Raw genomic sequence first — 14614 nt, 5'->3', positions numbered from 1 at the left:
GTAGGCTCGCCGCATGACCGCGACAGCACGCCCCGCGAGCCCGCCCCTGAGCCCCGCCGACGTCGGCCGCCCGGTCGACGACGACCGCCCGGGCGCTGCGGCGCGCCTCTGGTCGGAGACCTGGCGCTGGGTCGTCGCCGCGGTCGTGGGCCTCCTGCTCTTCGTGGTCGTCTGGTTCTCGGACCCCGCGGTGTCCGAGGGCCTCGGCGAGCCCCGCTTCACGCTGCTGGTGCTGCTCGACCTCGTTCTCGGGTCGGCCGCCCTCGTGCTCGTGCCCTTCCGGCGGCACGCGCCCCTGGTGGTGGCCCTCGTCGCCGTGGCGCTCTGCGGGGCCTCCGCGCTCGGCATCGGCGCCGCGGTGCTCGCCACCGTCTCGCTGGCGACCCGTCGTCGCCCGGTCGAGATCGGCCTCGTGTCGGTCGTCTTCGTCGGGGCGTCGGTGCTCGGCGACCGCATCGTCACGCAGGCCTCGGCAGCGACGCCCCTCTGGCAGCTGGTCGCGGTCTCGGCGCTCGTCGTCGCCCTCCTCGTCGCCGTGGGCCTCTACGTCGGGGGCCGCCGCGAGCTGCTGCGCTCGCTCCGCGAGCGGGCCCGCCTCGCCGAGGAGGAGCAGTCGCTGCGCCTCGCCCAGGCCCGCGACCACGAGCGCACGCGGATCGCCCGCGAGATGCACGACGTGCTCGCCCACCGGCTCTCGCTCGTGGCGCTGCACGCCGGGGCGCTCGAGTACCGCGAGGGGCTCGGCGAGGCCGAGACCCGGGCGACGGCCGGGGTCATCCGGGACAACGCCCGGGCGGCGCTCACCGAGCTGCGCGAGGTGCTCGGCGTGCTGCGCGACGGGGCGCGCGGGGGCGACGGGCCCGACGCCGACCCCGACGGCGACCCCGACTCCGACGACACCGCCGCCAGCGCCGCGGCCGTGCCGCCCCAGCCGACGCTGGCGGGCCTGGACGGCCTGCTCGACGAGGCCCGCGCGGCCGGCGCCGCGGTGACGCTGCGGGTCGACGACGACACGCGCCGCGGGCTGGAGGCGCTGCCGACGTCGACCTCCCGCCACGCCTTCCGCGTCGTGCAGGAGTGCCTCACGAACGCGCGCCGTCACGCACCGGGGCAGCCGGTGACGGTCAGCCTCTCGGGGCGCCCGGGGCGCGAGCTGCGGGTGCGGGTCGAGAACCCGACCACGAGCGCGACGGGTGGCGGCGACGGCCTCGGCGGCGGCGGCGACGGCGACGGCGACGGCGACGGCCTGAGCGTGCCCGGCCGGGGCCACGGCCTGACGGGCCTGGAGGAGCGGGCCCGGCTGGCGGGCGGCTCGCTGACCGTCGAGCACGCCGACGGCCGGTTCACCGTGGAGGCGCGGCTGCCGTGGACGAGGTGACCCGCGACTCCCCGGGGCCGGCCCCCGTGCGCGTCGTCGTGGTCGACGACGAGCGCCTGGTGCGCGAGGGCCTGCTGCTGCTCCTCGGCGGCGACCCGGGCATCGAGGTGGTGGGCCAGGCGGAGGACGGCCTGGCCGCCGAGGCCGTCATCGCCCGCACCCGGCCCGACGTCGTGCTGATGGACATCCGCATGCCGCGCTGCAACGGACTCGACGCCACCGCCCGCGAGCTGCGGCGGCGGCCCGACCTCGCGGTGCTCGTGCTGACGACCTTCGACGCCGACGACATGGTGCTCGGGGCGCTGCGGAGCGGTGCCCGCGGCTTCGTGCTCAAGGACACGCCGCCGGCCGAGCTGGTCGCCGCCGTGCACGCGGCCGCCGAGGGGCGGTCGACGCTCTCGCCGTCGGTGCTCGACCGGGTGATCGAGGTGGCGGCCGGGCGCGGCGGGGGAGCGAGGCCAGGAGCGGGGCCAGGAGCGGGGCAGGGCGCGGGCCCGGTCGCCAGCACGGGCGTGGACGCCGCCGCGGTGGTCGGCGAGGTCGAGCGCTTCGAGCGGTTGACCGAGCGGGAGGCGGAGGTCGCCCGGGCGGTGGCGCGCGGCCTCACGAACGCGCAGGTCGCGGCCGACCTGTTCATCACGCTCGCGACGGTGAAGACGCACGTCGGCCACGTCTACGAGAAGCTCGAGGTGGAGGGGCGGGTCGACCTGGCGATGCTGGTGCACCGGGTCGGCGGGGCGCGCTGACGTCACGCCCCGCCCTCGAGGGCGCGCGCGTCGGCGTCACGGAGGCGGCACGGCGGCCGATCGGTGCCATGATGCTGCTCACCCCTGCAGCATCCCCCAGCCCGGAGGTCTCCCCGTCGTGTCAGTCCGCCCCGCCCGCACCGGCAGCCCCGCCGCCGTCGTCCGCCCCGCCGCCCCGGCCCGCGCGTCGTCCGCTCGTCGCCCCTCGCGCCTCCTCGGGGGCGTCGTCGGCCTGTCGGCCCTCGTGCTGCTCAGCGCCTGCGCGTCCGCGCCGAGCGACGACGTCGCCGCGACCGACAGCACGCACTGCGCCCGCATGGTCACGAACTCGGGCGGCCTCGACGACCGGTCGTTCAACCAGTCGAGCTGGGCGGGCCTCCAGGCGGCCCAGGCCGAGGACGGCATCGACGCGAAGGTGCTCGTGTCGACGAGCGAGACCGACCTGGCCCCCAACGTCGAGCAGGCCGTGGGCTCGGGCTGCGGCTTCGTGCTGACGGTCGGCTACGAGCTCGCCGCGGCGACGCAGGAGCAGGCCGCCGCGAACCCCGACATCGACTTCGCGATCGTCGACGAGAGCGTCGAGGGCGAGAACGTCAAGCCCATCCTGTTCGACACGGCGCAGGCCTCGTACCTCGCCGGCTACCTCGCGGCCGGGGTCAGCAAGACCGGCGCGGTGGCGACCTTCGGCGGCGGCAACCAGCCGCCCGTGACGCTGTTCATGGACGGCTTCTCGGACGGCGTCGACGCCTACAACGCCGCGCACGGCACCGCGGTCGAGCTGCTCGGCTGGTCGAAGGAGGCGCAGGACGGGTCGTTCACCGGCGACTTCGAGGACGTCAACAAGGGCAAGCAGCTGGCGCAGGCGCTGATCGACCAGGGCGCCGACGTGATCATGCCGGTGGCCGGGCAGGTCGGCGAGGGCGCCGCCTCCGCGGCCCTCGACGCGGGCGGCGTCTCGGTGATCTGGGTCGACAACGACGGCTACGACACGCTCCCCGAGGAGTACCGGCCCATCATGCTCACCTCGGTGATCAAGGACACGGAGCAGGCCGTGCAGCAGATCGCCGTCTCGTCGACCGACGACTCGTTCACGGCGGAGCCCTACGTCGGCACGCTCGACAACGGCGGCGTCGACATCGCGCCGTTCCACGACCTCGCCTCGTCGGTCCCCGCCGAGCTGCAGGCCGAGCTCGACGCGGTGCGCGCGAGCATCGTCAGCGGCGAGCTCGTCGTCGAGTCGCCCAGCGCGCCGTAGCGGGTCAGGGCGCCGGAGCGCGGCCAGAGCGGCCAGAGCTGGCGCTGCCGCGGCCGACCTGCGGGTCCCGTCGCCCGGGAAGCACCCACGCCTACCGCTGATCCACTCTGGAGTGGATCAGCGGTGGCGGCGGACCCTCCTCGAGGCCCCGAGGGCGCTCTCGAACCGCCGAGCGACAGGCCGGTCCGGAGGCGCGGGTCAGCCCTGCGGCCCGCTCGCGACCGCGAAGCGCTGGTTCGCCAGCACGGGCAGCGATCCGCGGGCGGCGTCGACCTGGGCGAGGTCGACGTCGACGACGCGGAGCTCGGCCGCTGCGCCGAGCTCGACGAGAACCTCGCCGAGCGGCGACACGACGACGCTGTGCCCGACCCCGGTGGGCGCCCCGCCCGAGGGCTCGACCCCCTGCGTCGCGGGGTCGCCCTGGCCCACGGCCACGACGACGGTGGTCGTGTCGACGGCCCGGGCCCGGGTGAGCAGCCGCCACTGCTCGACCTTGCCGGGGCCCGCGCCCCACGACGCGCAGACGAGGCTGACGCGGGCGCCCGCCGCGGCCGTCGCGAGGAACAGCGCGGGGAAGCGCACGTCGTAGCAGGTGGCCAGCCCGACGGTCTCGCCCGCCACCCGTACGGTGACGGCCCGGTCGCCCGGCTGCACCGACTCCGACTCGGCGTAGCCGAAGGCGTCGAAGACGTGCACCTTGTCGTAGTGGGCCCCGTCGCCGGGCGTGGGCCCTGCGACCAGCAGGGTATTGCGCACCCGGCCGTCGTCGCCGGGCGTGAACGTGCCGACGACGATCGTCGTGCCGAGCCGGGCGGCGAGACCCCGCACCGACGACGCCCAGGGGCCGTCGAGCGGCTCGGCGACCGTGCCGAGGTCGGCGCCGCCGAAGGCGCAGAGCGTCGCCTCGGGGAAGACGACGAGCTCGGCGCCGTCGGCCGCGGCGAGCTCGGCGACGCGCTCCACCTCCCGGAGGTTCGCGGCCGGGTCGGCGGTGCTGATGATCTGGGCGAGGGCGATGCGCATGGTGCTCCGTACTGTAGGCCAGCGGCCGCGCGCGCTCACCCCCGGCCGCGCCCGCTCAGCCCCCGCCGCGCCCGGCCACGCCCGCTCACCCCCGCGCGAGCCGCCAGAGCCGGTCGCGCGACATGGGCAGCTCGTGCGGCCGCACGCCCAGGGCGTCCCGGATCGCGTTCGCGAGCGCCGGGGCGACCGGGTTGTACGGCGCCTCGCTCATCGACTTCGCGCCGAGCGGCCCGAGGTCGTCGTGGGTCGCCGCGAAGAGCACCTCGGTGCGCGGCACGTCCGAGAACTTGGGCACGCGGTAGTTGCGGAGAGCGGTCGTGGTGACCCGCCCCTCCTCGTCGAGCAGGACCTCCTCGTAGAGCGCCGTGCCGATCGCCTGCGCGGTGCCGCCCTCGACCTGCCCGCGCAGCTGTTCGGGGTTCAGCACGGTGCCGGCGTCGGCCGCCTGGATCGAGCGCAGCATGCGCACCTCTCCGGTCGACCGGTCGACGGCGACGCGGAACGCGTGCACGTTGAACGCGACCGAGCGCGGCGTGCCGTCGTGGCTGCCGTCGGCCGAGAGCGGACCGGCGGCGAGCAGCTGCCCGGCGTCGACGACGACGTGCTCGGGGTCGCCCCCGGGGGTGCGGGAGGCGCGGGTCACGACGACGCCCCCGGTCACCACCTCGGGCAGCGGGCCTCCGTCGACGACCGACGCCGCGCCTCCGGTGAGGTCGAGCGCCCGCTCCACCATCGCGGCCCTGAGCTTCTGCGCCGCGGCGAGCAGCGCCTTGCCGGCCACGACGACCCCGGCCGACCCGAAGGCGCCGGTGTCGTACCGCGCCACGTCGGTGTCGCTCTGCCGGATCGTCACGCGGTCGGGCGTGGTGCCGAGCACGGTCGCGACCAGCTGGCCGTGCACCGTGGTCGTGCCGTTGCCGAACTCGGCCGTGCCGACGGCCACGTCGTACCCGCCGTCGGGCCGCAGCGCGACCGACGTGTCGGCGAAGTGGCCGCGGGGCGGCATGGTCGCGATCATCGCGAGGGCCATGCCGGTGCCGACGCTCCAGCTCGGGCCCTCGGGCACGACGTCGGCGGCGGCCACCGCGGGGTCGTCGCTCGGGGTCGCCAGGGCCCGCTCGACGAGGTCGAGGCACTGGTCGAGGCCGTAGCTGCCGTAGAGCAGGTCCGTCTCCTCGTCGGGGTCGGTGACGACCATCGGGTCGCCCGGCACGACGACGTTGCGGCGGCGCAGCTCGAACGGGTCGAGGCCGAGCTCGCGGGCCAGCTCGTCCATCGCCGACTCGACGCCGAAGACGACCTGGCCGAGGCCGTAGCCGCGGAACGCCCCCGACGGCAGGTTGTTCGTGTAGACGCTCTCGGCGTCGACCCGCTTGTTCGCGCAGCGGTACACGGAGGTCGACTCGTGCACCGAGTGGTACATGACCCCGATGCCGTGGTTGCCGTAGGCGCCCGTGTCCATCAGCTGGTCGACGTGCATCGCCGTGAGCAGGCCGTCGCGGGTGGCCCCGAGCCGCACGCGCACGCGCATCGGGTGCCGGGTCGGCACGACCGTGAACTCGTCGTCGCGGCTCATCTCGTACTGCACGGCCCGGCCGGTGCGCAGCACGGCGAGCGTCACGAGGTCCTCGGTCAAGAGCTCCTGCTTGCCGCCGAACCCGCCACCGACCCGCTTGGTGAAGACCCGGACGGACTCCTGCGGCAGGCCGAAGACGTGCGCCACCTCGTCCCGGACGAGGAAGGGCACCTGGCTCGAGGTGCGGAGCACGAGGCGCCCGTCGTCGTCGAGCCAGCCCCGCGTGGCGTGCGTCTCGAGCGCCGCGTGGCTGACCCGCTGCGTGCGCCACGTGCCCTCGACGGTGACGTCGGCGGCGGCGAGCGCGGCCTCGACGTCGCCCGTCTCGCCGTGCATCGCGGCCACGGTGTTGCGCTCGGGGAAGGCGATGCGCGAGACCTCGCTCGTCTTCTCGCCGTGCAGCAGCGGGGCTCCGGGGCGCCGGGCCTGCTCGGGGTCGAAGACGGCGGGCAGCAGCTCGTACTCGACGACGACGGCGTCGAGGGCGAGACGCGCCTCGCGCACCGACTCGGCCACGACGGCCGCGACGCGCTGGCCGCGGAACCGCAGCACGGGGTCGATCACGAGCGAGTCGTCGGGGTCGTCCTCGCGGTCTTCGTGGCGGCCGGTGGAGAACAGCGTCGCGGGGGAGTCGTGGTGCGTGAGGACGGCGTGCACGCCCGGCATGGCCTCGGCGGCCGAGACGTCGATCGACACGACGCGTGCGTGCGGGTGGGGGCTGCCGAGCACGGCGAGGTGCAGCAGCTTCGTCGGCGAGCGGAAGTCGAGGGTGTACTCCTCGCCGCCGGTCACGACCCGGAGGGCGGCCGGGGCCGTCGTCGACTGCCCGACGGCCGCGCCCGCGGCCGGCGTCGTCGTGTTGGCGACGCCGCAGATCGCGTCGCCGATCGCCCGGTAGCCGGTGCAGCGACAGAGGTTGCCCTTGAGCAGCCGGGGCAGGTCGTCGTGGTCGGCCTCGGTGAGGGTCGACGCGGTCACGACCATGCCCGCGGTGCAGAAGCCGCACTGGAAGCCCGCGGCGTCGACGAAGGCCTGCTGCACGGGGTGCGGGTGCTCGACCGTGCCGAGGCCGGCGGCCGTGGTGACGGCGCGGCCGTCGAGGCGGTGCGCCGGCCAGATGCACGAGTGCACGGGCTCGCCGTCGACGAGCACCGAGCAGGCTCCGCAGTCGCCCGCGTCACAGCCCTTCTTCACCGAGTGCACGCCGGCCTCGCGGAGCACCGTGCGCAGCACCTGGCCGGGCGCCACCGGCGCGTCGACCGGTCGCCCGTCGACCTCGAACGAGACCGTCCTGCCGGAGGCGCGGCTCGGCACGGCCGCCTCGCTGGCGGTCGCCGGGCCGGTCACGCCGCCGCCGCTGGCTGCTCCTGGGGTGCTCACGCCGTGCCTCCTCGGGTCGGGGTGCCGGTCGACCGGGCCGGGCCCGGTCGGTGGACGAAGGGCCGCGCGGGCGGCGTCGGGGCGGGCGACAGCGCCTCGGCCCGCAGCTCGTGCGCGAAGAGGGCGCTGACGTGCCGTCGCCAGTCGGGGGCGCCGTGCGGGTCGTCGTACCAGGTGTCGACGCGGGCGAGCGCGTCGGCGAGGGCCCGTTCGCCGGGCACCTCGTCGAAGCGCAGCTGCTCGGGGCGCGTCGTGCCCGCCGTGACGGTGAGCACCCACTCGCCGTCGGGCGCCGTGCGGCTCGTGACGAGCGTTCCCGAGCGGCCCAGGGGGCTCAGGGCGACGCGGCGGAACCCGGTGCGCGAGCGCAGCGACCCGAGGGGCACCTCGAGCGACCGCAGCACCTCGCCGTGGCGCAGGGTGTTCTCGCGCACGCCCGTGACGAGCTCGACCACGGGCTCGCGGCGCTCGCCGCCGTCGGGGGTCCAGACGACGGCCACGGCGTCGAGGGTGCTGAGCAGCGACGTCATCGCGCCGGCGGGCAGGCTCGTCGCGACGTTGCCGCCGACCGTCGCCGTGTTCCAGATCTTGAACGAGGCGAGCAGGCTCTCGGCGCACTGGCGCACGAGCGGGTGCGCCGTCCAGCCGGGCTCCGCCGGCAGCCGCGTCAGCTCGGCCAGCGTGCACGTGGCCGCGATGCTCAGCACGTCGCCGACGACCTCGAGCGGGGCCCAGCCCAGGGTGGTCAGGTCGACGAGGCCGGTCAGCCCCGGCTGCGGCTCGGAGTACAGCCAGGTGCCGCCGCCGAGGGGCAGCTCGCCGGGGCCGAAGCGGACCTCGCCCCGCGTCGTCGGGGTGCGCACCTCGCGCACGGTGATCAGGTCCACGACGGCACCCGCCCCCCGGTCGCGGTCAGTACAGTGGCGACCATGATCGACCTCCCCGAGAGCGAGCTGCGCGAGCGGCTGGCCACCGCATTGTCCGTGCAGCGCTGGGTCGACGAGGTGGCCGCGGCCGCGCCGTTCGACGACGTCGACGCCCTCGTCGGGGCCGCCACGGCCGCGGGCAGCCCGCTCAGCGAGGCCGAGGTCGACGAGGCCATGGCGCACCACCCGCGCATCGGCGAGGCGCCGACGGGCGAGGGCGCCGCGCAGGAGTTCAGCCGACGCGAGCAGGAGGCGTCGGCGCAGACCGACGACCCGCAGCTCGCCAAGGCGCTGGCCGAGGGCAACGCCACGTACGAGGAGCGCTTCGGCCGCGTCTTCCTCATCCGCGCCGCGGGGCGCAGCCGCGCCGAGATCGTCGACGAGCTCGAGCGTCGGCTGAAGCTCGACGACGAGACCGAGAAGCAGGTCGTGGGCGAGCAGCTGGTCGAGATCGCCGCGCTGCGGCTGCGCCAGATGTTCGCCGCCGCGACGGCCGAGACCGGCCGCACCAGCGAGACCGCGTCGCCGCGGGAGCCCGCCGCGTGAGCCACGTCACGACGCACGTGCTCGACGCGGCGCTCGGCCGCCCGGCCGCCGGCGTCGCCGTCGACCTCTCCGACGAGGCGGGCACGCTGCTCGGCCAGGGAGTCACCGACGCCGACGGTCGCGTCGCGGACCTCGGGCCGGAGGCGCTGGTCGCGGGGGTCTACCGGCTCACGTTCCACACCGCAGCGTACTTCGAGGCCGCGGGCCGCGACTCCTTCTGGCCGCGCGTCGTGCTTGAGTTCCAGCTCGCCGACGCGTCGGCCCACCACCACGTGCCGCTGCTGCTGAGCCCGTTCGCCTTCACGACGTACCGCGGCAGCTGACCCGCCGGCCTGGGCGACCGCGGGCCGGGCGACCGGGGGCCGGGCGCCCCCGGCGGTGACGGGCCCTCGCACGGCGCTCAGTAGTCGGTGCGGTGGTCGTGGGCGAGCCAGGCCTCGAACGGCGCCGCGGCGTCGTCGGGGCGCGCGGCGACGACCGGGAGATCCCAGGTGGAGCGGTCGCGGCCGAACAGCTCGTAGAACTCGAGGTCGTCGAAGCCGCCCCGGGCCGCGTCGTGGCGGTCGGCGGCGTAGACCACGCGGTCGACCCGTGCCCAGAGCGACGCCGAGAGGCAGAGCGGGCACGGCTCGCACGACGTGTAGAGCGTCGCGCCGGCGAGCGAGAAGTCGCCGACGACCTGGCACGCCGCGCGGATCGCCGTGACCTCGGCGTGCGCGGTCGGGTCGAGGTTCGCCGTGACGCGGTTCTGGCCCTCGGCCACGAGCTCGCCGTCGCGCACGATCAGCGCGCCGAACGGCCCCCCGCCGGCGGCGACGTTCTCGACCGCGAGCTCGATGGTGCGGGCGAGCCAGCGGGCGTCGTCGGCCTCGGTGGCGGTCGCTCGGGTGACGGGTGTGGTGCTCTCTGCGCTCACGGCGCCTCCTGCTCGGTCGGGTGCCGCGGGGGCGGCGGGCGGTGCGGGTCGGGTGGCCACGGCGACGGGGCTCAGGCGAGCCCGGCCGACGCCCGCCAGGCGTCGCCCGCGGGGGCGGCGTCGTCGCGCGTGAGGGTGGCCTCGATCAGACCGTAGGGCCGATCGGCGGCCCAGAACACCTCGTTGTCGTTCGACAGGCCGAAGCGGTCGAGGTCGTAGGCGAAGTGGTGCTTGTTGGGGGCCTTGAGGCGGATCTCGGCGATCTCGGGGTGGGCCTCGAGCACCGCCTTGCCCATGTGCCAGAGCGTCTGCTGGAGCGCCAGCGACTGGAGGGTGGCGAACTCGCGCACCATCAGCGTCTTGACCGAGGCGTACAGGGCGTCCCAGTCGCGGTCGGGGTCGGCCGCCGCCGCGCCGGAGAGCCGCCACTTCGCGTCGAGCGCCGTCGCCATCACGCGGTCGTGGGTCTCGGGCAGGGTGGTGAACTCGTCGGTGAGGAACCCGGCGAACTCCGACCCGGTCGACTTCAGCAGCACGAGCTCCTTCAGGCCGGCCACGACGTGCTCGTCGTCGGCGTCGACCGTGACGGCGGCCGTGCGGACCTCCTGCCCCGTGCGCAGCCAGGTGTGGTCGTGCTCGACGCCGTCGACGACGGCCCGGGCCCACGCGAACTCCTCGATCTCGACGCGCGCGCCGACGACGGGGCCCACGTCGGCGACGAAGTGGCGCGCCAGGTCGAGGCCGAAGCCCTCCACCGACTGCACGCCGTGGGACTTGGCGAACGCGAAGGCGGTGTTCTTCTGCGTGTCTGTGGGCAGCACAGCCGACTGGTCGCCGGCGAGGTGGGCGGCCTCGAACGGGCCGCGGAGCGCGGTCGTCACGTTGAGGTCGCGGATCTCGTGCCGGGGGGAGTCGCGCACGATGCGCACCAGGCGGGACTCCGCCTTGCCGTACTGGTTGTCGCCGAGGATGATCGCCATGGCCGTGATCCTCACACGCTCGTGTGAACGCCGTGTTTCACGATGGGCCGTTTGTGAACGGATTGTTTCAGGACGGCCCTCGGGAGGGACGGCTCGTCGCCTAGGGTCGGGAGTCACCCGGGGCCGCCACGGGCCCCGCGCGACCAGAGAGGCCGTCGCCGTGCACCCCGCCCCCGCCCCCGCTCCTCCGCCCGCCGCCCCGCCCGCCGCGGCGGCCGTCTCACCCGCCGCGTCCGCCGCACCGCCCCGCCCGGCCTGGCCCCTGCAGCCGGGGGAGGGCCCCGTCGCCGCCGGCCACTACCTCCCCGCGACGCCCGAGACGACGCTCTGGGGCCGCCTGCCCTGCGCCGCCGACACGGCGGTGCTGACGGTCGAGCCGGGCACGCGCGTCACGATCGACACGGTCAGCCACGAGGGCGTGCTCGACGACCAGGGCCGCGACCCGGTGCGCTTCTTCGCCGCCCACGGCGTCGCCGCCGACGACGTGCTGCGCGACGCGGTCGCGATCGCCGCCTCCGACGCCCACGGCCGCGACCCGCTCGTCGACGGGCCGCACCTCGTCACCGGCCCGGTCGCGGTGCGCGGGGCGCAGCCGGGCGACGTGCTCAGCGTGACGCTCGTCGAGGCCCTGCCGCGCGTGCCGTACGGCGTCGTCTCGAACCGGCACGGGCGCGGGGCCCTCGCCGGCGAGTACCCGCTGCAGGAGGGCCCGGTCAGCGTCTTCGCGGCGGTGGACGTCGAGCCCGACGGCTCGCTCATCGGCACGCTGCCGGTGGTGCCCGGGGGCGAGCACGTCGTGCGCTTCCCGCTGCGGCCCTTCCTCGGCATCATGGGCGTCGCCGCCGCGGGCGCCGAGCGCCCCCACTCGGTGCCGCCCGGGGCCTTCGGCGGCAACGTCGACATCGCTCTCCTCACGGCCGGCACGACGCTGCACCTGCCCGTGCAGGTGCCCGACGCGCTCGTCTACGTCGGCGACCCCCACTTCGCCCAGGGCGACGGCGAGGTCGCGCTGACCGCGATGGAGGCGTCGCTGCGCGTGACCGTGCAGCTCGACCTCGTGCGACGCGACGACGCGCTCGCGATGTTCGGCGAGCTCGCCGGGCCGCTCGGCGAGACCGTGGACGACCTCGTGCCGACGGGGCTCGACGCCGACCTCGACGAGGCGGTGCGCGCCTGCGTCCGCGCGGCGATCGCCCTGCTGCGGGCCCGCTGGGGCATGGACGAGTCGCTGGCCTACGCCTACCTCTCGGCCGCCACCGACTTCGACATCTCGCAGGTGGTCGACCTCGTGAAGGGCGTGCACGCCCGGGTGCGCAAGGCGGACTTCGCCGGCGTCCCGCTGGTGGGCGGCGACCGCGCCGCGACGCGGCTCGACCGCGAGGAGGCGGCCCGTGCCTGACGAGACCGCTCCCGCCCCGCAGCCGGTCACCCCGCTGCCGGCCGCCCCGCTGTCGATCACCACCCTCGAGGGCGGCGAGCTGCCCGAGGGCCTGCTCGACGCCGTCGTCGCCTACGAGGACGCCCTGCGCCGCGACGACGCCGCGGCACTGGCCGACGCGTTCGAGCCGGGCCCGGGCAGCGTCCGCGTCGACGCGCAGGGCGTGCTCGTCGGGCACGACGCGATCACGGCGTTCCGGGCCCGGCGGGGCGGTGCCCCGGCCCGTCGCGTCGACGAGTGCCACGTGCGCGTGCTCGACCCCGGCTCGGCCGTCGTGGTCACTGTCAACGCACCGACCGGCGGCGGCCGCGGCGTCGTCACCCAGCTGTGGAGGCGCGGGGCCGGGCAGCCGTGGCGGATCGCGACCGCGCACGTGCAGGCCCCGCGCCCCGCGGTCGACACGCGGGTGTGGCGGGTGGTGAGCGGGCCCCTGGTGCCGGCCCGCGCCTCCTCGGGGCCGCTGGCGGGGCGGACCGTCGCCGTCAAGGACCTCTTCGCCGTGGCGGGGCACGCGGTCGGCGCGGGCGTGCCCGCCTGGCTCGCCGAGCAGCCGGTCGAGACGGCCTCGGCCCCGGCCGTCGAGCTGCTGCTCGCCGCCGGGGCGAGCGTCGCCGGCCTGGCCCAGACCGACGAGTTCGCGTACAGCGTCGCCGGCCGCAACGGGTCGTGGGGCACCCCGCCCAACGGGGCCGTGCCGGGTGCGCTGCCGGGCGGCTCGTCGAGCGGCCCCGCCTCCGCGGTCGCGCTGGGGCAGGCGGACGTCGGGCTCGGCACGGACACGGGAGGCTCGGTGCGGGTCCCCGCCTCGTACCAGGGGCTCTGGGGGCTGCGGACGTCGCACGGCGCCGTGCCGCGGGAGGGCCTGCTGCCGCTGGCGCCGAGCTTCGACACGGTGGGCTGGCTGACGCGCGACCCGGCGACGCTGCGGGCAGCGGCGGAGGCGTCGCTGGGGGCGGCGCCCGGCGGGTCGGCGGGGCGCGCGCGGTCGGGTCCCTCGGGGGCTACGGGGCCGTCGGTCGTCGTCGATCCCCGGGTGCTCGCCGCGGTCGAGCCCGACGTCGCCACGGCCTTCACCGGGGTCGTCGACGCGCTCGTCGACGACGGGCGGCTGTCCGGCCTCGCGGCCGTCGCGGTCGGCGACCTCGACACGCTGTTCGAGCTGTTCCGGGTCGTGCAGGCCGCCGAGGCCTGGCGCAGCCACGGGCGGTGGATCGAGGCGCACCCCGGCGTCCTCTCCCCGGACGTCGCGGCGCGGTTCGCCGTCGGGGCGAGCGTCGACGCCGAGCAGGAGCAGGAGGCGCGGGTCGGCCTGGCGGAGGCCCGTCGCGCCCTCGACGCGGTGCTCGGCGACGCTGTGCTCGTGCTGCCGTCGGCCTCGTCGTCGGCGCCCCGGCTCGACGCCTCGCCGGAGGAGGTCGACCGCGTGCGCGGGGCGACGCTCCGCCTCACCTGCCTCGCGGGCGTCACCGGGCGCCCCGCCGTCTCGGCCCCGATGCTGCGCGTCGCGGGCGGGCCGGTGGGGCTCTGCCTGGTGGGGCCGCGCGGCTCGGACCTCGCGCTCGTCGACCTGGCGGCGTCGCTCGTCGGCTGAGGCGCGGCGGCGGCGGCGCCGTCGGGGCGATCGAGGTGACTCGTCCGGGGCCCGCAGCGCCACGGAGGGCCCCGGACGAGTCGCCTCGGGGCGCGACGGCGTCGCGCTCGCCGTCAGGCGGGGCGGTCGACGTCGGCGCCGTCCCACAGGTCGGAGGCGTCGACGCGCTCGGCGCCGTGCGCGTGCAGCCAGCTCCGGGCGCCGGAGTCGCCGTGCAGCGTGGCCGCCAGCGGCGCCCAGTGGTCGCGACCGATCACCACGGGGTGCCCCGGGCGGCCTCCGAACACCGCCTGCCGCAGGGCGCTCGCCGAGCGTGCGCCCTCGCCGTCCAGCAGCCGCGCGACCGCGGCCGGCGGCAGCCCCGGGAGGTCGACCAGCGAGACCAGCGCGCACCGCGCCTCCTCGGCTCCTCCTCCCGCACCGCCCGCCGCGTCGGCCAGCGCCCGGGCGACCTCCGGCCCCGCCGCGGCCGCCAACCCCGCGCGGAGCGACGCGGCGAGCCCCTCGGCCCAGTCGCCGGCGACGACCACGAGGAGGCGCGGGTCGGCCGGCACGAGACCGCGCGCCTCGCCAGCCCGCGCGCCGAGCACCACGACCACCACGTCGCAGCCCCCGTCGAGCAGCGCCGCGCACCCCCGCTCGAGCCAGGGCGTGCCGTCGGGGTCACGGACGAGCGCCTTCGGCCGCCCCGCTCGCGTGCCGGCCCCGGCGGCCAGGAGCACGCCGACGACCCGGCCGCCGGGGGCGCTGCCCGCCGGTACGCCGGAGGGCGACGAGGGGGCACGGGTCGGCTCGGTCACGCCCCGATCCTCGCAGCCTCGCCGCCGCCCCCGCCCGCACGGCAACACCCCTGAAACAC

General features: G+C 76.6%; 13 protein-coding genes. 7 read left to right on the top strand and 6 right to left on the bottom strand.

The window, feature by feature from the left end:
• The first annotated feature begins 13 nt into the window (after nt 1-13).
• The 3 genes from IFT72_RS09190 to IFT72_RS09180 all read left to right on the top strand — a co-directional run bounded on the left by IFT72_RS09190 (nt 14) and on the right by IFT72_RS09180 (nt 3379).
• The gene (locus IFT72_RS09190; RefSeq protein WP_192046207.1) at nt 14-1378 is read left to right on the top strand and encodes a sensor histidine kinase; all 1365 of its coding nucleotides are present in this window, start codon (nt 14-16) and stop codon (nt 1376-1378) included.
• Nucleotides 1366-2124, top strand: a complete 759-nt coding sequence (locus tag IFT72_RS09185; protein ID WP_192046206.1) for a response regulator — start codon at nt 1366-1368, stop codon at nt 2122-2124. Before IFT72_RS09190 ends, IFT72_RS09185 begins: the two co-directional genes overlap by 13 nt.
• Before the next feature lie 232 nt (nt 2125-2356).
• Nucleotides 2357-3379 carry a BMP family protein gene (locus IFT72_RS09180; protein ID WP_244634390.1) on the top strand — a complete coding sequence of 341 codons (1023 nt, stop codon included), beginning with the start codon at nt 2357-2359 and terminating at the stop codon, nt 3377-3379.
• 198 nt (nt 3380-3577) lie between these two features.
• On the opposite strand, the gene IFT72_RS09175 is transcribed toward IFT72_RS09180, so the two are convergent.
• From IFT72_RS09175 to IFT72_RS09165, 3 genes are all read right to left on the bottom strand, one after another.
• On the bottom strand, nt 3578-4402 hold the full coding sequence (locus IFT72_RS09175; protein WP_192046205.1) for a carbon-nitrogen hydrolase family protein: 825 nt from the start codon (nt 4400-4402) through the stop codon (nt 3578-3580).
• Nucleotides 4403-4487: 85 nt separating this feature from the next.
• Nucleotides 4488-7292 (bottom strand): molybdopterin cofactor-binding domain-containing protein, encoded by a 2805-nt coding sequence (locus tag IFT72_RS09170; protein ID WP_192046371.1) that lies wholly within the window; start codon nt 7290-7292, stop codon nt 4488-4490.
• 62 nt (nt 7293-7354) lie between these two features.
• Nucleotides 7355-8245 (bottom strand): FAD binding domain-containing protein, encoded by an 891-nt coding sequence (locus IFT72_RS09165; protein WP_192046204.1) that lies wholly within the window; start codon nt 8243-8245, stop codon nt 7355-7357.
• A 42-nt stretch (nt 8246-8287) separates the two neighbouring features.
• On the opposite strand from IFT72_RS09165, the gene uraD reads away from it, so the two are divergent.
• On the top strand, nt 8288-8830 hold the full coding sequence (gene uraD, locus IFT72_RS09160) for a 2-oxo-4-hydroxy-4-carboxy-5-ureidoimidazoline decarboxylase (protein WP_192046203.1): 543 nt from the start codon (nt 8288-8290) through the stop codon (nt 8828-8830).
• Nucleotides 8827-9153, top strand: a complete 327-nt coding sequence (gene uraH / locus IFT72_RS09155) for a hydroxyisourate hydrolase (RefSeq protein WP_056056861.1) — start codon at nt 8827-8829, stop codon at nt 9151-9153. The genes uraD and uraH overlap by 4 nt, the downstream gene beginning before the upstream one ends.
• Before the next feature lie 77 nt (nt 9154-9230).
• Here uraH and IFT72_RS09150 read toward each other — a convergent pair whose 3' ends face one another.
• A complete protein-coding gene (locus IFT72_RS09150; RefSeq protein WP_185233549.1) occupies nt 9231-9746 on the bottom strand; it encodes a nucleoside deaminase in 516 nt (171 codons plus the stop codon).
• A 71-nt stretch (nt 9747-9817) separates the two neighbouring features.
• Complete coding sequence (gene pucL / locus IFT72_RS09145) at nt 9818-10726, bottom strand: factor-independent urate hydroxylase (protein WP_082514567.1); 909 nt, start codon at nt 10724-10726, stop codon at nt 9818-9820.
• Between the two features lie 262 nt (nt 10727-10988).
• Between pucL and IFT72_RS09140 the strand changes: the two genes are divergently transcribed.
• Together IFT72_RS09140 and IFT72_RS09135 are read left to right on the top strand one after the other, a co-directional pair.
• The gene (locus IFT72_RS09140) at nt 10989-12125 is read left to right on the top strand and encodes an acetamidase/formamidase family protein (RefSeq protein ID WP_244634388.1); all 1137 of its coding nucleotides are present in this window, start codon (nt 10989-10991) and stop codon (nt 12123-12125) included.
• On the top strand, nt 12118-13755 hold the full coding sequence (locus IFT72_RS09135) for an AtzH-like domain-containing protein (RefSeq protein WP_371741235.1): 1638 nt from the start codon (nt 12118-12120) through the stop codon (nt 13753-13755). The genes IFT72_RS09140 and IFT72_RS09135 overlap by 8 nt, the downstream gene beginning before the upstream one ends.
• A gap of 113 nt (nt 13756-13868) precedes the next feature.
• Here the strand turns inward: IFT72_RS09135 and IFT72_RS09130 are convergent, their stop codons facing one another.
• Complete coding sequence (locus IFT72_RS09130) at nt 13869-14555, bottom strand: NTP transferase domain-containing protein (RefSeq protein ID WP_371741234.1); 687 nt, start codon at nt 14553-14555, stop codon at nt 13869-13871.
• Nucleotides 14556-14614: the final 59 nt, after the last annotated feature.

Source organism: Frigoribacterium sp. CFBP 8754 (assembly GCF_014841815.1).
GTDB lineage: Bacteria > Actinomycetota > Actinomycetes > Actinomycetales > Microbacteriaceae > Frigoribacterium > Frigoribacterium endophyticum.
This window is presented reverse-complemented; position numbering and strand designations above follow the sequence as displayed.

What these genes read in the sequence shown, in the direction of transcription:
- IFT72_RS09190 (WP_192046207.1), top strand. Translation starts at nt 14, where the DNA reads ATGACCGCGACAGCACGCCCCGCGAGCCCGCCCCTGAGCCCCGCCGAC.
- IFT72_RS09175 (WP_192046205.1), bottom strand. Translation starts at nt 4,402, where the DNA reads ATGCGCATCGCCCTCGCCCAGATCATCAGCACCGCCGACCCGGCCGCG.
- uraD (WP_192046203.1), top strand. Translation starts at nt 8,288, where the DNA reads ATGATCGACCTCCCCGAGAGCGAGCTGCGCGAGCGGCTGGCCACCGCA.
- pucL (WP_082514567.1), bottom strand. Translation starts at nt 10,726, where the DNA reads ATGGCGATCATCCTCGGCGACAACCAGTACGGCAAGGCGGAGTCCCGC.